Source organism: Pseudomonas sp. OTU5201 (assembly GCF_038440135.1).
Lineage (GTDB): Bacteria > Pseudomonadota > Gammaproteobacteria > Pseudomonadales > Pseudomonadaceae > Metapseudomonas > Metapseudomonas resinovorans.
Window position 1 is genome coordinate 1 of the sequence record NZ_JASATC010000031.1, and the last position, 17,319, is coordinate 17,319.

General features: G+C 64.2%; 17 protein-coding genes. 3 read left to right on the top strand and 14 right to left on the bottom strand.

Annotated features, from left to right (window positions below):
- Positions 1 to 143: 143 nt before the first annotated feature.
- The 6 genes from lipA to leuS form a co-directional block, all read right to left on the bottom strand.
- On the bottom strand, positions 144 to 1,196 hold the full coding sequence (gene lipA / locus AAHM40_RS18685; protein ID WP_342245975.1) for a lipoyl synthase: 1,053 nt from the start codon (positions 1,194 to 1,196) through the stop codon (positions 144 to 146).
- A 140-nt stretch (positions 1,197 to 1,336) separates the two neighbouring features.
- Positions 1,337 to 2,653, bottom strand: a complete 1,317-nt coding sequence (locus tag AAHM40_RS18690) for a lytic murein transglycosylase (protein ID WP_342245976.1) — start codon at positions 2,651 to 2,653, stop codon at positions 1,337 to 1,339.
- 65 nt (positions 2,654 to 2,718) lie between these two features.
- Positions 2,719 to 2,877 carry an alternative ribosome rescue factor ArfA gene (gene arfA / locus AAHM40_RS18695; protein ID WP_342245977.1) on the bottom strand — a complete coding sequence of 53 codons (159 nt, stop codon included), beginning with the start codon at positions 2,875 to 2,877 and terminating at the stop codon, positions 2,719 to 2,721.
- A gap of 71 nt (positions 2,878 to 2,948) precedes the next feature.
- A complete protein-coding gene (gene holA / locus AAHM40_RS18700) occupies positions 2,949 to 3,986 on the bottom strand; it encodes a DNA polymerase III subunit delta (RefSeq protein WP_342245978.1) in 1,038 nt (345 codons plus the stop codon).
- 40 nt (positions 3,987 to 4,026) lie between these two features.
- Complete coding sequence (locus AAHM40_RS18705) at positions 4,027 to 4,635, bottom strand: LPS-assembly lipoprotein LptE (protein WP_274801852.1); 609 nt, start codon at positions 4,633 to 4,635, stop codon at positions 4,027 to 4,029.
- 60 nt (positions 4,636 to 4,695) lie between these two features.
- A complete protein-coding gene (gene leuS, locus AAHM40_RS18710; RefSeq protein ID WP_342245979.1) occupies positions 4,696 to 7,317 on the bottom strand; it encodes a leucine--tRNA ligase in 2,622 nt (873 codons plus the stop codon).
- 253 nt (positions 7,318 to 7,570) lie between these two features.
- Between leuS and AAHM40_RS18715 the strand changes: the two genes are divergently transcribed.
- Together AAHM40_RS18715 and AAHM40_RS18720 are read left to right on the top strand one after the other, a co-directional pair.
- The gene (locus tag AAHM40_RS18715) at positions 7,571 to 8,008 is read left to right on the top strand and encodes a hypothetical protein (RefSeq protein ID WP_342245980.1); all 438 of its coding nucleotides are present in this window, start codon (positions 7,571 to 7,573) and stop codon (positions 8,006 to 8,008) included.
- A gap of 24 nt (positions 8,009 to 8,032) precedes the next feature.
- Positions 8,033 to 8,794 carry a YdcF family protein gene (locus AAHM40_RS18720; RefSeq protein WP_342245981.1) on the top strand — a complete coding sequence of 254 codons (762 nt, stop codon included), beginning with the start codon at positions 8,033 to 8,035 and terminating at the stop codon, positions 8,792 to 8,794.
- A 62-nt stretch (positions 8,795 to 8,856) separates the two neighbouring features.
- Here the strand turns inward: AAHM40_RS18720 and lnt are convergent, their stop codons facing one another.
- The 5 genes from lnt to miaB all read right to left on the bottom strand — a co-directional run bounded on the left by lnt (position 8,857) and on the right by miaB (position 14,254).
- Entirely contained in the window at positions 8,857 to 10,377 is a 1,521-nt protein-coding gene (lnt, locus tag AAHM40_RS18725) for an apolipoprotein N-acyltransferase (RefSeq protein ID WP_342245982.1), read from the bottom strand.
- A 109-nt stretch (positions 10,378 to 10,486) separates the two neighbouring features.
- A complete protein-coding gene (locus AAHM40_RS18730) occupies positions 10,487 to 11,326 on the bottom strand; it encodes an HlyC/CorC family transporter (protein ID WP_342245983.1) in 840 nt (279 codons plus the stop codon).
- A gap of 21 nt (positions 11,327 to 11,347) precedes the next feature.
- Positions 11,348 to 11,812 carry an rRNA maturation RNase YbeY gene (gene ybeY, locus AAHM40_RS18735; protein WP_280284720.1) on the bottom strand — a complete coding sequence of 155 codons (465 nt, stop codon included), beginning with the start codon at positions 11,810 to 11,812 and terminating at the stop codon, positions 11,348 to 11,350.
- Positions 11,805 to 12,821, bottom strand: coding sequence for a PhoH family protein (locus AAHM40_RS18740; protein WP_028631423.1), 1,017 nt, complete (start codon positions 12,819 to 12,821; stop codon positions 11,805 to 11,807). Before AAHM40_RS18740 ends, ybeY begins: the two co-directional genes overlap by 8 nt.
- A gap of 92 nt (positions 12,822 to 12,913) precedes the next feature.
- On the bottom strand, positions 12,914 to 14,254 hold the full coding sequence (gene miaB / locus AAHM40_RS18745; RefSeq protein WP_342245984.1) for a tRNA (N6-isopentenyl adenosine(37)-C2)-methylthiotransferase MiaB: 1,341 nt from the start codon (positions 14,252 to 14,254) through the stop codon (positions 12,914 to 12,916).
- Between the two features lie 134 nt (positions 14,255 to 14,388).
- Here miaB and AAHM40_RS18750 point away from each other — a divergent pair, with 134 nt between their 5' ends.
- Positions 14,389 to 14,712 carry a DUF1820 family protein gene (locus AAHM40_RS18750; protein ID WP_028631425.1) on the top strand — a complete coding sequence of 108 codons (324 nt, stop codon included), beginning with the start codon at positions 14,389 to 14,391 and terminating at the stop codon, positions 14,710 to 14,712.
- Between the two features lie 28 nt (positions 14,713 to 14,740).
- Here AAHM40_RS18750 and AAHM40_RS18755 read toward each other — a convergent pair whose 3' ends face one another.
- From AAHM40_RS18755 to hemL, 3 genes are all read right to left on the bottom strand, one after another.
- On the bottom strand, positions 14,741 to 15,289 hold the full coding sequence (locus tag AAHM40_RS18755) for a tetratricopeptide repeat protein (protein ID WP_342245985.1): 549 nt from the start codon (positions 15,287 to 15,289) through the stop codon (positions 14,741 to 14,743).
- 93 nt (positions 15,290 to 15,382) lie between these two features.
- On the bottom strand, positions 15,383 to 16,030 hold the full coding sequence (locus AAHM40_RS18760; RefSeq protein ID WP_342245986.1) for a hypothetical protein: 648 nt from the start codon (positions 16,028 to 16,030) through the stop codon (positions 15,383 to 15,385).
- Entirely contained in the window at positions 16,030 to 17,319 is a 1,290-nt protein-coding gene (hemL, locus tag AAHM40_RS18765) for a glutamate-1-semialdehyde 2,1-aminomutase (RefSeq protein ID WP_342245987.1), read from the bottom strand. The genes AAHM40_RS18760 and hemL overlap by 1 nt, the downstream gene beginning before the upstream one ends.

A 17,319-nucleotide genomic window follows, 5' to 3' on the forward strand; every position in this document is an offset into this window, starting at 1 on the left:
GTGGGCCCCCCAACCCCCAAAAACCCCCCCCCCCCCCCCGTGGGGGGGGGGCCCGAGTCTTTTATGGGCTTTCGGATGGCGCCTGAGTGCTGGGTGAAAGCACCCTGTCGCCGACTTGCCGTAGCGGGCGGTGAGTCGCCAGCTCAGCTCAGGTTGAGTGCCGGAATGATGCTGACGTCGAGGGGCTGGCCCGGCACCGGAACCGGCGCTGCCAGGCCCAGGTTGTTCTTCTCGAACACTCGGTCTGCCCTGTAACTGGAGCGCACCAGCGGGCCCGCCGCGACTTCCATGAAGCCCTTCTGCAGGCCGATATCACGGAAGCGGTTGAACTCCTCCGGGCTGACCCAGCGCTTGACCGGCAAATGGTTGCGGGTGGGCTGCAGATACTGGCCGAGGGTGAGGATGTCCACGCCAATGGCGCGCAGGTCATCCATGGTCTCGATGACTTCCTCGTCAGTCTCGCCCAGTCCGAGCATCAGGCTGGTCTTGGCCAGCACGTCAGGACGGTGACGCTTGGCATGCTCCAGTACGCGCAGGGTTTTCTCGTAGCCGGCGCGCGGGTCGCGCACCACATGGGTCAGCCGCTTGACCGTCTCGACGTTCTGCGCGAAGACCTCAAGGCCGGAGTCCACGACTCGTTCGATGGCCTGAAGGTCGCCGTTGAAGTCCGGTGTCAGGGCCTCCACGACCACTTGCGGCGTGCGCTCCTTGATCGCGCGCACGCAGGCGGCGTAGTGACTGGCGCCGCCATCATGCAGGTCGTCGCGATCCACCGAGGTCAGCACGATATAGCGCAACGCCATCAGCTCGACGGATTTGGCGGTGTTCTGGGGTTCTTCCTGGTCCAGCCAACCGTTGGGGTTGCCCGTGTCCACGGCGCAGAAGCGGCAGGCGCGGGTGCACACCGAACCCATCAGCATGATGGTGGCGGTGCCGTTGGACCAGCACTCGCCCATGTTCGGGCAGTGCGATTCCTGGCACACCGTACTCAGGCGATGTTCACTGACATTGCGCTTGACCGCCTCGAAGCGGCTGCCGCCCGGTGCCTTAACCCGCAGCCACTTGGGCTTGGGTTCGAATACCTGCGCCTCGGTCGAGGCTCGGCGCTTCTGGCCATCCTTGATCGCGGTGATGCCCTGCGCAGTGCGGAACTTTTCACCGCTGGCGACGGGTTTGGAGGTGTCTGTATCGGACATAGGGAAACTGGCTCCGCTAGAGGCTCCGTGGGCTGCCGCAGGGGCAAAAAAGGGTGGCGCAGTGTATCACAAAGGCATCTGCACGAACTGGCCGCCGTCCGGAAGCGAGCGCGCCGGAGGCTGCGAGGAAGGCGGGGGGCTTAGCGCCCCTCGCGCAACTGCATGAGCAGTTCCAGGTTGGGGTAGCCGTCCGCTGGCCAGCCGAGACGCTGCTGGTAGCCGCGAATGGCCTTGCGAGTGTTGGCGCCAATGATGCCGTCCGGCGCACCCGCGGAGTAGCCGGCGGCCGTCAGCGATTCTTGCAGTTCCACGCGCTCGCTGCGGCTCAGCGGGCGTTCGTCGCGAGGCCAATTGGCAGTGAGTTCGCCACGACCATCGAAGCGTTCGCCCAACAGGCTCACTGCAAGGGCATAAGACGAAGAGTTGTTGTACTTGAGGATGGCGCGGAAGTTATCCAGCACCAGGAAGGCGGGGCCGCGATAGCCGGCAGGGAGCAACAGCGAGGCGGACTCCCCCGACAAGGATGCTGCTTGTGCGCCAGTCTGTACGCCCAGGGCTTGCCACTGTGCCACGGGCCTACGGATGTCGGCGTCGGCCTGTGCATAGTCGAAGCCTTGAGGCAGTTGCACCTGCAGCGCGGCAGGCTGGCCTTTGCGCCAGCCGGAGGCTTGCAGGTAGTGCGCGGCAGAGGCCAGGGCATCGGCCGAGGAGCTCCAGATGTTGCGGCGGCCGTCGCCGTCGAAGTCCACCGCGTGGCTGTTATAGGTGGTGGGAATGAATTGGGTCTGGCCCATGGCGCCGGCCCAGGAGCCCAGCATGCTGGCGGGCTGGATATCGCCGTGCTGGAGGATCTGCAGGGCAGCGAGCAGCTGTGCGTGAGCGAACGCCGGGCGACGACCTTCGTAGGCCAGTGTCGCCAGGGAGCGGATTACCGACTTGTCGCCCATGAACTGACCGAAGCTGCTTTCCATGCCCCAGATGGCGACCAGGGGCTCGCGGTCCACCCCGAAACGCTGTTCGATAGCGTCCAGCGTGGCTGCGTGTTCGGTCATGAGGGCCTGGCCCTTGCGCACACGGTAGGGCGATATGGCGCCTTCCAGGTATTCCCAGACCGGCCGAGTGAACTCGGGTTGGCTGCGATCGGCAGAGATCACGCTGGGGTCCGGGGTGATGCCGGCAAAGGCTCGATCGAAAGTCTCGGGGTTTATGCCGCTGGACAGGGCCTCGCGGCGAAAAGCGTCACGCCAGGCGCCGAAGCTGACGGCCGACATCGCTATCGGGGCCTGGGCGGATTGCGCCGAGGTTGTGGCGGGGGCGCTGGCGGGTTGGCTGACCTGGGGCTTTGGAGCGGAAGCAGGCTTCTGTGCCGGGGTGTCGGCGCAGGCGCTGAGCAGAGTGAGGGCAGAGGCCGCGGCCAGGCTGCGGAACATCAGGCTGGGGGCGGGAGCATCGAACATACGCGAGTCTCGAGGCAGACGAATCAAGCCGCGACCTTAACACGTCCGAGCCGATTCACGCCTTCTCAGGCTGCCATAAGCGACGAAGCCTCCCAATCTTGGGAGGCTTCGCGGCGGTAACTTCCATTGCCTTTTTGGGGCTTCTCCCGGCGGCAGCGAAAGAGTGGTTGGGCTACCAGGGACTTTGCGCGTTCGGGCGCGCCTTGCTTGCGTTTCTTGGCCATGGCCGATCCTCGATTGCGCCCGCACCACTGCAGGCGCGCGCATCATCAGCTTCTGTTCAGAAAATGTCCAGCTACTCGGCGGCCAGGGGCAGGCGTTGGCCGGCCAAAAGCAAGGCGAGACGTGCGAGGCCGTTCCAGGGATCACCTGGGGCTTGGCCCTTGATCTGCGCGTCAATGCGCTGGGCGTCCTGCAGCAACTGATTCCAGCGCGACGCCGGATGGCGCTGCAGGGCACGGGTAACCAATGGGCGGCGTTTGTCCCACACGGGGGGGCGCGCGGCGGCAAAGGCCTTTTCCAGGGGGACGCCCTGGCTGTATTGCTGGGCCAGGCCAGCGAGCAGGCGCAGTTCGCGGGCCAGTGCCCAGAGGATTACCGGTGGCTCAACACCCTCGCCGCGCAAGCCTTCCAGGGTGCGCAGGGTATGCGCGGGCTCGCCATTGAGGGCGGCGTCTATCAGGCCGAAGACGTCGAAACGGGCACTGTCGGCCACCGCTGCCTGGACGGTCGCGGCATCGATCTGCCCACCTTCGGCCAGCAGCTTGAGCTTTTCGATTTCCTGGGCGGCTGCCAGCAGGTTGCCTTCGACCCGTGCGGCTATCAGGTCTACCGCTTCCTGGTTGGCGGCAAGCCCGGCCTGGGACAGGCGCTGGCGAATCCATTGCGGCAGGTTGTGCGCGTCGATGGGCCAGATCTGGATGAACTGGGTATCCGGCCCGTCGATCAGTGCCTTGGCCCACTTGGTTTTCTGGGTGCTACCGTCGAGCTTGGGCAGGTTCAGCAGTAGAACGGTGTCTTCCGGCGGTCGCGCCAGGTATTCCAGCAGAGCGGCAGCGCCCTTGTCCCCGGGCTTGCCCGAGGGCATGCGCACTTCCAGCAGCCGCTTCTCAGCAAACAGCGAGAGGCTGGCGCCAGCTTCCAGTAGCAGGCCCCAGTCGAAGTTGGCTTCGGCATTGAACACCTGGCGCTCGCTGAAGTCCCGTGCTCGGGCGCTGGCGCGAATGGCGTCACAGGCTTCCTGGCAGAGCAGCGGTTCGTCGCCGCTGACGACGTAGACCGGTGCCAGCGGGCCCTGCAGGTGTTTGCCCAGTTGTGCGGGATTGAGTTTCATAGGCGCAAATGACCGGGGCCGCTCGTGCGGCCCCGTGTACTCACTGGATGGGCAGTTGCAGCGGCGATTGCTGCGGTTGCTGGGCCTTCTCGGCCTGGCGCGCGGCTTCCAGCGCTTCGGCTTCGGCCTTGGCCTTGGCTTCTGCGGTCTGTTGCAGCTGGTCGAGTTGGGCCGGGGTGATCAGTTGCAGGCGCATGAGCATCTGCTGGACCATTTCCTGGCGCATTTCCTGGCGCAGCTGGGCAGCTTCCTGGTCGGAACCGATCAGGTTGTTGCTGTCGTGCACGTAGTACTTCTGCACGGTCAGTTTGTCGTCCATCAGCAGCAGGTCATTGTTGCCGTGGATTTCGTATTGCAGGGTCTGGGTCAGTTCGTACTCTGCGCTGCGGGCGCCGGTGGTGTAGGAGGCGGTGCGCTGGGATTCGTCCTCGCGGGCCAATACAAGGGTGTAGGGCGCGCCGGCGTGGACATTCACGCCGTTGTCTTCCAGTGCTGCGCGCACGGCCTTGACGGTCGGGCCGTACAGGTTGCGGGCGGTCACGTCCATTTCGGTCAGGGCGAAGCTGGCGTCGCCAGTGCCGCGCAGCTGAAAACCGCACGCACTCAGCAGTGCGGCAAGGCCCAGGACCAGCAGATTCCGTTTCATCATTTCTTGCTTTCCCCTTGCGAGCAGACCGGCGCCGTTCCTGGAGGAGGGCGCCGGCTTCGATCAGTTGGCGACAATATTGACCAGTTTGCCTGGTACGACGATGACCTTGCGGATGGTCAGGCCGTCGGTGAAGCGCAGCACATTGTCGTTGGCGCGCGCAGTGGCTTCCACCGCCTCGCGGCTGGCGTCGGCCGGCACTTCGATATGACCACGCAGCTTGCCGTTGACCTGAACCACCAGTTGCAGGCTGTCCTGCACCAGGGCGGCTTCGTCCACGGTCGGCCAGGTGGCGTCGATGGACGCACCGGAGTGGCCCAGTTCACGCCAGACCACGTGGCTGATATGCGGAGTGATGGGGGCCAGCAGCAGCGCTACGGTTTCCAGGCCTTCCTGCAGGAGTGCGCGGTCTTCAGCGCTGGCTTGCGGGGCTTTCTCCAGCACGTTCATCAGGGTCATCACGGCAGCGATGGCAGTGTTGAACTTGTGGTGCTGGCCAATATCCTGGCTGGCCTGCTTGATGGCCAGGTGGATGGCGCGGTGCACGGCCTTCTGTTCGTCGTTCAGGGCGCTGCGGTCCAGGGCGGCCGGCAGACCCGCGGCGACATGCGCCTGGGCGAGGCGCCAGACGCGACGGAGGAAGCGGCTAGCGCCCTCGACACCGGAGTCGGACCACTCGAGGCTCATGTCCGGCGGCGAGGCGAACATCATGAACAGGCGGCAGGTGTCGGCGCCGTAGGCGTCGATCATGGCTTGCGGGTCGACGCCGTTGTTCTTCGACTTCGACATTTTCTCGGTGCCGCCGATTTCCACCGGCAGGCCGTCGGTCTTCAGGCGGGCGCCGATGACCTTGGCCTTGGCGTCGCGCTCGACCTCGACGTCGGCCGGGTTGAACCAGTCCTTGCCACCGTTGGCTGCAACGCGGTAGTAGGTCTCGGCCACCACCATGCCCTGGGTGAGCAGGTTCTTGAACGGCTCGTCGGAGCTGACCAGGCCCTCATCACGCATCAGCTTGTGGAAGAAGCGCGCGTAGAGCAGGTGCAGGATCGCGTGTTCGATACCACCGATGTATTGGTCCACCGGCAGCCAGTGGTTGGCCGCAGCCGGGTCGACCATGCCCTTGTCATAGTTTGGCGAGGCGTAGCGGGCGAAGTACCAGGAGCTCTCCACGAAGGTATCCATGGTGTCGGTTTCGCGCTTTGCCGCTGTGCCGCATTTCGGGCAGGTGCAGTTATAGAATTCGGGCATCTTCGCCAGCGGGCTGCCGGCGCCGTCCGGTACCACATCTTCCGGCAGCACGACCGGCAGCTGGTCTTCCGGCACTGGCACGTCACCACAGCTCGGGCAGTGGATGATCGGGATCGGGCAGCCCCAGTAGCGCTGGCGGCTGATGCCCCAGTCGCGCAGGCGGAACTGGGTGCGGGCTTGGCCGAGGCCTTTCTTTTGCAAGGCCACTTCGATGGCGTCGAAGGCACCCTGGTAGTCCAGGCCGTCGAACTCGCCGGAGTTGATCAGTTGCCCGTGCTCGCCATAGGCGTCTTGCCACGGGGCGGGCGTTTCGTCGCCGGCAGCGGTGCGGATCACCGGTTTTATCGGCAGGTCGTACTTGTGGGCAAAGGCGAAGTCGCGCTCATCGTGGGCCGGCACGGCCATCACGGCACCTTCGCCATAATTCATGAGGACGTAGTTGGCGACCCAGACGGGCAGTTTGTCGCCAGTCAGCGGGTGTTCGACGAACAGCGGAGTGGGCAGGCCCTTTTTCTCCTGGGTGGCGATGTCGGCTTCGGCGACGCCACCGCGTTTGCATTCGTCGATGAAGGCTTGCAGCTCAGCGGCTTTGTCGGCCGGCAGCTTCTGCACGGCCAGGGTGGCCAGCGGGTGCTCGGCGGCGACAGCGACGTAAGTGGCGCCCAGCAGGGTGTCCGGACGAGTGGTGAAGACCTTCAGTGCCCCGGCCTGGCCAATGCTGGCCTGGTCGTAGGGGAAGCTGACTTCCATGCCGCGGGATTTGCCAATCCAGTTGCGCTGCATGGTCTTGACCTGTTCGGGCCAGCCGTCTAGGTCGTCGAGGCTGCTCAAGAGTTCATCCGCATAGGCGGTGATCTTGAAGTAGTACATCGGGATCTCGCGCTTCTCTACCAGCGCACCGGAGCGCCAGCCGCGGCCGTCGATGACCTGCTCGTTGGCAAGGACCGTCTGGTCTGCCGGGTCCCAGTTGACGGTGCCGTTCTTGCGGTAGATCACGCCTTTTTCGAACAGTTTGGTGAACAGCCACTGCTCCCAACGGTAGTAGTCGGGCTTGCAGGTGGTGACTTCACGGGACCAGTCGATGGCCAGGCCCAGGCTCTTCAGCTGGGTCTTCATGTAGTCGATATTTTCGTAGGTCCACTTGGCCGGTGCGACGTTGTTCTTCATGGCGGCGTTTTCTGCCGGCATGCCGAAGGCGTCCCAGCCCATGGGCTGCAGCACGTTCTTGCCCAGCATGCGCTGATAGCGGGCGATCACGTCGCCGATCGTGTAGTTGCGCACGTGCCCCATGTGTAGCTTGCCGCTCGGGTAGGGGAACATCGACAGGCAATAGAAGGTGTCCTTGCCGGGCTGCTCACTCACTTCAAAGGATTTATGCGCGTCCCAGTGGGCTTGCGCGGCGGCTTCGATTTCGCGGGGCTGATACTGTTCGTGCATGGCTACTGGCGCTGGAGGATGGGGTTCCTCGGTCCGGGTGCGCTGGCCTTGGCCACGCTGCCGGACCCTGGAGGAAACAGAAATTCAAGCGACGTAGCATACATGACCCCTGTCGGCCTAGGGAAACCCTGAATGCACGGCCCGGCGTCCGTCGGCAATCCCGGCGCCGTTTGTCGCGGGCACCTTGCAGCGGGTAACCGGACGCTAAGCTTTTCATAAGCAACGCAAGCGTTTACGCAGTTCGAGGTGTTGGATGGGTGAGTTGCGGCGGACGGACTCAGGGAGCGGGCTCTACGAGCGGTTGTTACACCGGCTGGCCCTGGCGCTGGATGAAGCGGATACGGCGGTTCGCTTGCGCGACGAGGAACCGCTCGAACTGGAACTCAAGGGACTGACTCCTGCCGAGATGGAGTTGATCCGCGCCTATCTGGATCGCGACATGCGCTGGTTGCGCGGCTGGCATGCCGCCGCTGAGGAGCTGGCGGCGATCGAGGAGTTCCCCCGTCGAACCCCGCGTGCCGACAGCGGCCCACCCAAGAGCTTCGCCCTCAAGCCCAAACCCCTGTTAAAGCGCCGCCAGCAACTGTGCTGCGCCATGTGCGGTACGCCGGCCATCTGGCAGCGCGGCCAGGGTGTGCCGGCGTGCATGTCCTGTGGATCGCAGCTTTTCCGTACGTCCAATCCCCGTTAGGCTCCGGGCACCCTGGAGGTGCCCATGCCGATTCGCTACATCATCAAGCAATTCCTGCTCCCGCCCGGTGGCCTGCTGCTCTTGCTGCTGCTGGCCTGGTGGCTGCGTCGGCGCATGCCGCGCCTGTCTCTGGCCTGTTTCATTGTGGGGCTTGGAGGTCTCTGGCTGATGAGCCTGCCGATCATGGTCGAATGGTCGGCCAAGGCGCTGGAGCGCGATCCGCCCCTGGCCCTGGCGGAGTGGCCTCAGTTGGCCAGTCGGGTGGATGCCATCGTTGTGCTGGGTGGCGGCCGTGAACAGGCCGACCCGGCCTGGGGCGCGGATCAGCCTTCGCCCATGGCGATGGAGCGCCTGCGCTATGCCGCGCGTCTGGCCCGTGCCAGTGGCCTGCCGCTGTTGACCAGTGGCGGCCTGCACTTTGGGGAACCGCCCTCCGAGGCGCGGATCATGGCCGATACACTTGGGCGTGATTTCGGCCTGCAGGTGCGTTGGCAGGAAGGGAACAGCCGCACCACCTGGGAGAACGCCACCTACAGTGCAGCGCTGCTCCAACCTGCCGGGGTGCGCCGGGTACTGCTGGTGACCCAGGCTTCGCACATGCCCCGGGCCCGATGGAGTTTCGAGCGGGCGGGGTTCGAGGTGGTGGCGGCGCCCGTGGGTTACCTCGGCGTACCCAATGGCCGCCCGCTGGGCGGCTGGTTGCCGGAGTCCAAGGCGGTCTGGCAGAGCGGAATGCTGCTGAACGAGGTCGTCGGACTGCTGGCCTATCCACTGGCCTATGACTGAGAGGGCCGCGTTCCTTGTCGGGTGTGAGTGCTTTCACCCCCAACAAGGAGCGGCCAGCGCCGCTAAACCGTCTTGGCGATGCGGCTGGCCAGCAAGGCCCAGGCGAAGAGCAGACTGCAGAGAATCACCAATGGCCAGGCTCGCCACTGCAGGTAGGGCGTCAGGCCCTGCATGGGCAGGACTTCGCCGTAGAGCACGTCTTGCTGGAACTGCGGGATGCCCTCGGTGACCTGGCCGAACGGGTCGATCAGTACCGTTACGCCGTTGTTGGTGGCGCGGATCATCCAGCGGCCAGCCTCCAGTGCGCGCATCTGGGCCATCTGCAGATGCTGCAGCGGGCCGATCGAGGTGCCGAACCAGGTGTCATTGCTCACCGTCAGGAGGATGTCGCTCTGGGCGGCCAGTCCGGCAGCGAATTCCGGATAGACCACTTCGTAGCAGATGTAGGGGGCGATGCGGTATCCCTTGGCCATCAGTGGCCCCTGGCTGGAGTCGCCGCGGGCGAAGTCGGACATGGGCAGGTCGAAGAAGGCGATCAGCCCGCGCAGCACTTCCTGCAGCGGCACGTACTCGCCGAATGGCACCAGCTTCTGCTTGAGGTAAGTCCCTTCGCCCTGGCCGACCACGGTGATGCCGTTGTAGTAGCGCTTCTCGCCCCGTTCATTGCTCTGGCGGATCGGTACGCCCGTGATAAGGGCTGACTGTCGATCAGTGGCGAAGCGATTCATCACACCGAGGTAGCCCTCGACGAATTCCTTGAGCACTGGCACGGCGGTTTCCGGCCAGATGATCAGGTCGGCCTTTTGCGCGCTGAAGGTCATGTCGCGGTAGAGCGCGAGCTGGGCGTTGAGTTGCTCCGGGTCCCATTTCAAGTTCTGTTCGATGTTGCCCTGCATGGCCGCGACCTTCAGCGGCGCGCCGGCTGGCTGGGTCCAGGCGTGGCCCTTGAGTGCCAGGCCGCCGCCCCAGGGCGCGATCAACAGCACGATGCCGGCACCAAGGAATGCGGGACGGCTGCGCAGGCGTGCAAGGTTTACCAGCAAGGCGGCGGACAGTGCCAGCGCGAAGGACACCAGCCAGACGCCGCCCACCGGCGCAAGGCCGGCGAGTGGGCCGTCGAGCTGGCTGTAGCCGGCGTAAAGCCAGGGGAAGCCCGTGAGGAACCAGCCGCGAAAGGCTTCCTGGGCCAGCCAGAGGGCGGCGAACGCCAGGGTGTCGGCCAGGGCTGCCTCGCTGCGACGTATCCAGCGTGCCCAGACCAGTGCGGGCAGGGCGAAAAAAAGGGCAACACCGGCGCTGAATCCGATGGTGAGGAAACTCGCCAGCGGCACCGAGGCGGCGCCGTAGTCGTGGATGCTGACGTAGATCCAACTGGTACCGGTGCTGAACAGGCCAAAGCCATAGCACCAGCCGCGCCAGAAGGCTGCCTTGGGCGCCAGGTCGCGCAGGCCGAGGTAGAACAGGGCCAGGGACAGCAGTTGCAGGGGCCAGAAGTCGAAGGGGGCGAAAGCCAGGGGGGTGAGGGCACCGGCGGCCAGGGCCAACAGGTTGCCCGGCCAGCCGGGGCGGGTGATCCAGTTCATGCTCGGTCCTTGGGCGGATAGGGAGCTGGAAAAGCATGCGAGCGGAGCCTTTTTCCGGCTCCGGGCGCGATTATCCACGGGCGCCCCTTCTCTGTGGAGGGGGCGCGTATCAACGGGAAAGCGGGGAAAGGCGCAGCAGATGAATGCGGCGGCTGTCCGCGTTGAGCACGCGGAAGCGGAACTCGCCGATCTCGGTGGTTTCGTTGCGCTTGGGTAGATGACCAAAGGAACCCATGACCAGGCCGCCTACGGTGTCGAACTCGTCCTCGGAGAAGTCCGTCTCGAAGAACTCGTTGAAGGCATCCACCGGAGTCAGTGCCTTGACGATGAAGTCGCCACTGGGCAGCGGCTTGATGTAGCTGTCTTCCTCGACATCGTGCTCGTCTTCGATGTCGCCGACGATCTGCTCCAGCACGTCTTCGATGGTCACCAGGCCGGCAACGCCACCGTATTCGTCGATGACGACGGCCATGTGGTTATGGTTGGCGCGGAATTCCCGCAGCAGCACGTTGAGGCGCTTGGATTCGGGCACGAATGTGGCCGGGCGCAACAGGTCCTTGATGTTGAACGACTGGCCGTTGTCCTGAAGGATCAGTGGCAACAGGTCCTTGGCCAGGAGGATGCCCATGACGTCATCCAGGCTTTCGCCGACGACCGGGTAGCGGGAGTGAGCGGCGTCGATGATCGCCGGGAGGAACTCCTTGGGCGTCTGGTTGGCCCTGATGCTGATCATCTGCGAGCGCGGCACCATGATGTCGCGTACTTGCAGATCAGCGACCTGTATGGCGCCTTCGACAATCGACAGCGCTTCGCTGTCGAGCAGTTTGTTCTGATGGGCCTCGCGCAGCAGCTCGAGGAGCTCCTGGCGGCTTTTCGGCTCATGGGCAAAGGCCTGGGTCAGCTTTTCCAGCCAGGACCTGTGCCCGTTGCTCGATCGATCTTCGCTCATATGTCCTTTGCTCGGTGCTTCTTATTGGTCTTCGTCGTCGCGGTAAGGGTCGGGGTGGCCAAGTTCAGCCAGCAATTCCCGTTCCAGTGTTTCCATTTCCTCGGCTTCCGCATCTTCGATGTGGTCGTATCCGAGCAGGTGCAGGCAACCGTGGATCACCAGGTGCGCCCAATGTGCCTCCAGGGCCTTGCCCTGTTCGGCTGCTTCCCGTGCCACAACCGGCGCGCAGACCACCAGGTCGCCGAGCAGCGGGATATCCAGCAACTCGTCCGGTACGTCGGCAGGGAAGGAGAGCACGTTGGTAGCGTAGTCCTTGTGTCGCCAGGTGCGGTTCAGTTCGCGGCCTTCGGGCTCGTCCACCAGTCGGATGGTCAGCTCGGAGTCGGCGCTGCGCTGGCGCAGGGCCAGTTCGCACCAGCGACGGAAGTCCGCCTCGCTCGGCAGGCCTGGGGCCGTGCTTGCGAGCTGCAGGTCAAGTTCAAGCATTGTCGTTTATCGCGCCTGGGTCGTTGTCGGCCGGCTTGGCCTTGGCTGGCTGCTGGCGGCTGTCGAAGCGGTCGTAGGCTTCCACGATGCGTTGCACCAGCGGGTGGCGCACCACGTCCTGGGATTTGAAGTGGGTGAAGCTGATGCCGGGAACGTCACGCAGCACGTCGATCACATGGGTCAGGCCGGATTTCGTGCCGCGCGGCAGGTCGATCTGGGTGATGTCGCCAGTGATCACGGCGGTGGAACCGAAGCCGATACGGGTCAGGAACATCTTCATCTGCTCGAGGGTCGTGTTCTGACTCTCGTCGAGAATGATGAAGCTGTTGTTAAGAGTGCGGCCGCGCATGTAGGCCAGCGGGGCAACTTCGATGACCTGCTTTTCGATCAGCTTGGCTACCTGCTCGAAGCCGAGCATCTCGTAAAGCGCGTCGTACAGCGGGCGCAGGTAGGGGTCGATCTTCTGCGAGAGGTCGCCAGGGAGGAAGCCGAGCTTCTCGCCCGCCTCGACCGCCGGTCGAACCAACAGGATGCGGCGCACTTGCTCGCGTTCCAGGGCGTCCACGGCGCAGGCGACTGCCAGGTAGGTCTTGCCGGTGCCGGCCGGACCGATGCCGAAATTGATGTCGTGATCGAGGATCGATTTCACGTAGCTCTGCTGGTTGGCCCCGCGGGGGCGGATGTTGCCTTTGCGGGTGCGCAGTGTCACGGCTTCGGTCCTGGGGCTGGCTTCTTCCATTCCCGTCTCGCGGAGGAAGAGGTGCACCAGGTCGGGCGACAATTCGATGGCTTCGGTTTCGCGGTAGAGGCGACGCAGGAGGTTTTCCGTGGCGCGGGTGCGTTGAGGGTCGCCAACCAGTTCGAACTGGTTTCCTCGGTTACGGATCTCGATTTCCATGCGTTGTTCGATCAAGCGCAGATGCTCGTCGAACTGGCCGCAGAGATTGGCGAAGCGGCGGGCTTCAAAGGGTTCCAGGGTGAAGCGGTGCAAATCCAGGGAGGCGTTCAATGTCGTGTGTTCGCCCTTGGGCGGTAGAAATGGAATGACTTGAAGAATAACCCCGGGGGGCCGCCTGGAAAAGCACGGACCCCGAAGGTCGATCAGTGCAGGGCTTCCTCGAGCAGGCTGCCGCGCAGGGAGTGGGGCAGGGCATCGTCGATGCGCACATCGACGAACTGGCCGATCAGGCGCGGGTTGGCGCTGCGGAAGTTGACGATGCGGTTGTTCTCGGTGCGGCCCTGGAGCATGCCCGGGTCTTTCTTGGAAAAGTCACTGACCAGGATGCGCTGGATGCTGCCAACCATTCGTCGGCTGATCTCGAAACCCTGCTGGTGGATGCGGCCCTGGAGTATCTGCAGGCGCTGCTTCTTCACCTCTTCCGGGGTGTCGTCCACCAGATCGGCTGCCGGGGTGCCCGGGCGCGAGCTGTAAATGAAGGAGAAGGAGAAGTCGAAGCCGACGTCTTCCACCAGTTTCATGGTGGCTTCGAAGTCCTTGTCGGTCTCACCAGGGAAGCCGACGATGAAGTCCGAACTGATGCAGATATCCGGCACCGCGGCTTTCAGCTTGCGGATGCGCGACTTGTATTCGAGCGTGGTGTGGTTGCGCTTCATGGCCGCCAGGATGCGGTCGGAGCCTGCCTGCACCGGCAGGTGGACGAATTTAACCAGCTCCGGCACTTCGGCGTGGGCCTGGATCAGCGCATCAGAGAACTCCAGCGGGTGCGAGGTGGTGTAGCGGATGCGGTCGATACCCTCGACGGCAGCGACCACGCGGATCAGCTCGGCGAAGTCGGCGATGCGCCCATCATGGGTCAGACCGCGATAGCCGTTGACATTCTGGCCCAGCAGGGTCACTTCGCGGACGCCGTTCTCGGCCAGGTGGATGACCTCGGCCAGTACGTCGTCGAACGGACGGCTGACTTCCTCGCCACGGGTGTAGGGCACGACGCAGAAGGTGCAGTACTTGCTGCAGCCTTCCATCACTGAGACGAATGCGCTGGGGCCATCGACTCGGGGCTCGGGCAGGCGGTCGAACTTCTCGATCTCGGGGAAGCTGATGTCAACCTGGGGTTTGCGGGTGAGGCGTGCGGCGTCGATCATTTCCGGCAGGCGGTGCAGGGTCTGCGGGCCGAATACCACGTCCACGTAGGGCGCGCGCTCACGGATGGCGGCGCCTTCCTGGCTGGCCACGCAACCACCAACGCCAATCACCAGTTCCGGGTTCTGCTGTTTCAGTTCGCGCCAACGGCCAAGTTGCGAAAACACCTTCTCCTGCGCCTTCTCGCGGATCGAGCAGGTGTTGAGCAGTATCACGTCGGCTTCTTCCGCGCGTTCGGTGACCTCCAGTGCCTGATGTTCGCCGAGCAGGTCGACCATGCGCGACGAGTCGTACTCATTCATCTGGCAGCCGTGGGTTTCGATATAGAGCTTCTTGGCCATGCACTTCAGATCAGGTGGTTCGAAGAACCGCGCATTATAGTCGCCATCCCCCAGCGTTCCTAGCGCCGGCTGCCTGATGGCTATGCTATGATCTGCGCCCCCGAGAACGCCCCGCGACGACCCGCCGAACCGCCATGAGCAAGTCCACCCCAATCTACAAGGTGATCTTCCTGAACCAGGGCCAGGTGTACGAGATGTACGCCAAGCAGATCTACCAGAGCGATCTGTGGGGCTTTCTTGAGGTGGAGGAATTTGTCTTCGGTGAGCGCACTCAGGTAGTCGTCGACCCCAGCGAAGAGAAGCTCAAGGCCCAATTCGAAGGCGTGGTGCGCAGTTTCTTGCCGATGCATTCGATCATTCGCATCGATGAAGTGGAGCGCCTGGGCACGCCGAAGATCAGCGAGGCGAAAGGTAGCGGCAACGTGATGCCATTCCCCATGCCGATGCCGGAGAAGTAAGCGGGTACCGGTATGTGTGCCGCTGCCGTCAGGGCAGGGGCGAGAAAGGCGAGCCGCCGTCGGCTGCCTGCAGTTCCAGCAGGTAGTTGCGGAAGATCTGTCCCAGTACCTGGGTCGCGATTTCCAGCTCATCACTACGCATCTGTGCGGCCACCAGGTCGGCGCTGTCCATTGCCTCGTCCGAACCATTCACTGCGGCCATCTTCAGCACGATGTACGCCTGCACGTTATTGGCTGGTACGCCTTCGCCCCGGAAGAACATGTTGCCCAGGCGCAATTGGGCCATGGCATGACCATTGAGGGACGCTTGCTCGAACCATTGCAGGGCCTGGGCCAGGTCGCGTGGGGTGCGTTTGCCGTCGTAGTAGAACTCGCCGAGCTCATACTGGGCTTCGGCGTCACCGCCCTTGGCGGCCTGTTGGCAGGCGGAAATGGCTTCCGAGAGGTTTTCCGGCAGGCTGTTCAGGTTGCAGCGGCCGGTTGCAGGGATCAGCAGGGAGTTACCGCCGGCATTTGCCAGCAGCGGCAGGAAAAGCAACAGGCAGCCCAGAATAAGGGTGCGGCCGGTGCGGTTCATGGGGATCACAGCGCCTCGGAAGCAGTGCAGGCATCATGCCCGGCCGGCGAGAAACGCGCCGACCGTCACATTATGAAATAAGCCGGGGCGATCTTACAAAGCCTTTACTTTGTTTGTGTTTGTCTCGGTGCCGCGAAGGTGCAGTAGCAGCCAGGCTAGAAGCGGATAGGCGGGGGTGAGCAGGGCGTGGAACAGGTCGACTCGGCGTAACGGACCGACAAAGCCGTCAGTCCCCACAGCCAGCCCGGCCACGAGGAACAGGCCGATGGTCGCCAGCGCCGCCAGCAGCGGCAGGGGCTGCTCCGGTAGCCGGCCCAGGCCGGCCAGCAGAATCAGGGCAAAGGCGGCGAGACTCAACAGCAGGCGGTATTCGCTTAGCAGCTCGAAGCGCCGGGCCAGTTCGAAGAAGACGCACAAGCCGATCACCAGGCGACCCCAGCCAGCGCGGCTCCAGATAGTGCCTCTTGCGAAGGCAAAGATCGCCAGGGCGACCAGCGGTAGCGCGAGGAAGGTCCCGGCCTGGCTGAACAGGCTGTGGATTTCGTGCCAGGAAGGATCGAGCGAGAAGCGCACGACCCCGCACAGGGCAGCAGCGGCCGGAATCAGCAGTCCGAGCAAGGCGCAGAACCAGGCCGGCCGCTCCGCGTCCGCCAGCGTCTTGCTCGCCTGGACCAGCGCGAAGGCGCTGGTCAGGCAGGCGAGGGCGAGGATGCCGTCGGAGAGCGCGGTGCTGTACTGCATCAGGCCTGCTTGAGTTTGGCGAAGGCGCGCTCGGCGGCGTCCAGGGTGATCGCCAGTTCCTTGTCGCCGTGGGCGATGGAAGTGAAGCCCGCCTCATAGGCGCTCGGCGCCAGGTACACGCCGCCGTCCAGCATCAGGTGGAAGAAGCGCTTGAAGCGTTCGGCATCGCTTGCCATCACGTCCTGGAAGGTGATGATGTCGTCGGCGCCGCTGAAGTAGAGGCCGAACATGCCGCCCACCTGGGTGGTCACGAATGGGATGCCGGCGGCATCGGCGCGCTGCTGCAGGCCGTCGAGCATGCGAGTGGTGTAGTCGGTCAGCTCTGCGTGGAAGCCAGGGCGGCTGATCAGTTTCAGGGTGGTCAGGCCGGCGGCCATGGCCAGCGGGTTACCGGACAGGGTGCCGGCCTGGTAAACCGGGCCCAGCGGAGCGATGCACGACATGATTTCGCGCTTGCCGCCGAAGCAGCCCACCGGCATGCCGCCGCCGATGATCTTGCCGAAGGTGGAGAGGTCCGGGGAGATACCGTAGTGGGCCTGGGCACCGCCGAGGGCGACGCGGAAGCCGGTCATCACTTCGTCGAAGATCAGCACCACACCGTGTTTGTCGCACAGGCTGCGCAGACCTTCGAGGAAACCCCGGGCCGGCGGCACGCAGTTCATGTTGCCGGCCACCGGCTCGACGATGATGCAGGCTACCTCGTTGCCCACTTCGGCCAGGGTCTTTTCAACCGCGTCGATGTCGTTGAACGGCAGGGTCAGAGTGTGCTGGGCGAAGGCCGCCGGAACGCCCGGGGAGCTGGGCACGCCCAACGTCAAGGCGCCGGAACCAGCTTTCACCAGCAGGGAATCTGAGTGCCCGTGGTAGCAACCTTCGAACTTGATGATGCTGTCGCGGCCGGTGTAGCCGCGCGCCAGACGAATGGCGCTCATGGTGGCTTCGGTGCCGGAGCTGACCATGCGCACCATCTCCATGGATGGCACCAGGGAGCAGACCAGATCGGCCATCTCCACTTCCAGCGCGGTGGGCGCGCCGTAGGACAGGCCGTGTTCCAGTTGCTTGCGCACCGCGTCCAGCACGTCCGGATGGCTGTGGCCGAGGATCATCGGGCCCCAGGAGCCGACGTAGTCCACGTAGCGCTTGTCATCCTCGTCCGTTACGTAGGCCCCGATCGCATGCTTGAAGAACAGCGGGGTGCCGCCGACGCTCTTGAAGGCGCGGACCGGCGAGTTGACACCGCCGGGGATGTGTTTCTGGGCGTTGGCGAACAGGGTTTCGGAACGGGACAT

Excerpts from the sequence above, each read along its gene's own strand:
- hemL (WP_342245987.1), bottom strand. The coding sequence starts at position 17,319 with ATGTCCCGTTCCGAAACCCTGTTCGCCAACGCCCAGAAACACATCCCC.
- AAHM40_RS18720 (WP_342245981.1), top strand. The coding sequence starts at position 8,033 with ATGCCGATTCGCTACATCATCAAGCAATTCCTGCTCCCGCCCGGTGGC.
- leuS (WP_342245979.1), bottom strand. The coding sequence starts at position 7,317 with ATGCACGAACAGTATCAGCCCCGCGAAATCGAAGCCGCCGCGCAAGCC.
- lnt (WP_342245982.1), bottom strand. The coding sequence starts at position 10,377 with ATGAACTGGATCACCCGCCCCGGCTGGCCGGGCAACCTGTTGGCCCTG.
- lipA (WP_342245975.1), bottom strand. The coding sequence starts at position 1,196 with ATGTCCGATACAGACACCTCCAAACCCGTCGCCAGCGGTGAAAAGTTC.
- AAHM40_RS18755 (WP_342245985.1), bottom strand. The coding sequence starts at position 15,289 with ATGAACCGCACCGGCCGCACCCTTATTCTGGGCTGCCTGTTGCTTTTC.
- AAHM40_RS18750 (WP_028631425.1), top strand. The coding sequence starts at position 14,389 with ATGAGCAAGTCCACCCCAATCTACAAGGTGATCTTCCTGAACCAGGGC.
- arfA (WP_342245977.1), bottom strand. The coding sequence starts at position 2,877 with ATGGCCAAGAAACGCAAGCAAGGCGCGCCCGAACGCGCAAAGTCCCTG.
- miaB (WP_342245984.1), bottom strand. The coding sequence starts at position 14,254 with ATGGCCAAGAAGCTCTATATCGAAACCCACGGCTGCCAGATGAATGAG.
- AAHM40_RS18715 (WP_342245980.1), top strand. The coding sequence starts at position 7,571 with ATGGGTGAGTTGCGGCGGACGGACTCAGGGAGCGGGCTCTACGAGCGG.
- ybeY (WP_280284720.1), bottom strand. The coding sequence starts at position 11,812 with ATGCTTGAACTTGACCTGCAGCTCGCAAGCACGGCCCCAGGCCTGCCG.
- AAHM40_RS18760 (WP_342245986.1), bottom strand. The coding sequence starts at position 16,030 with ATGCAGTACAGCACCGCGCTCTCCGACGGCATCCTCGCCCTCGCCTGC.
- AAHM40_RS18690 (WP_342245976.1), bottom strand. The coding sequence starts at position 2,653 with ATGTTCGATGCTCCCGCCCCCAGCCTGATGTTCCGCAGCCTGGCCGCG.
- AAHM40_RS18730 (WP_342245983.1), bottom strand. The coding sequence starts at position 11,326 with ATGAGCGAAGATCGATCGAGCAACGGGCACAGGTCCTGGCTGGAAAAG.
- AAHM40_RS18705 (WP_274801852.1), bottom strand. The coding sequence starts at position 4,635 with ATGATGAAACGGAATCTGCTGGTCCTGGGCCTTGCCGCACTGCTGAGT.
- holA (WP_342245978.1), bottom strand. The coding sequence starts at position 3,986 with ATGAAACTCAATCCCGCACAACTGGGCAAACACCTGCAGGGCCCGCTG.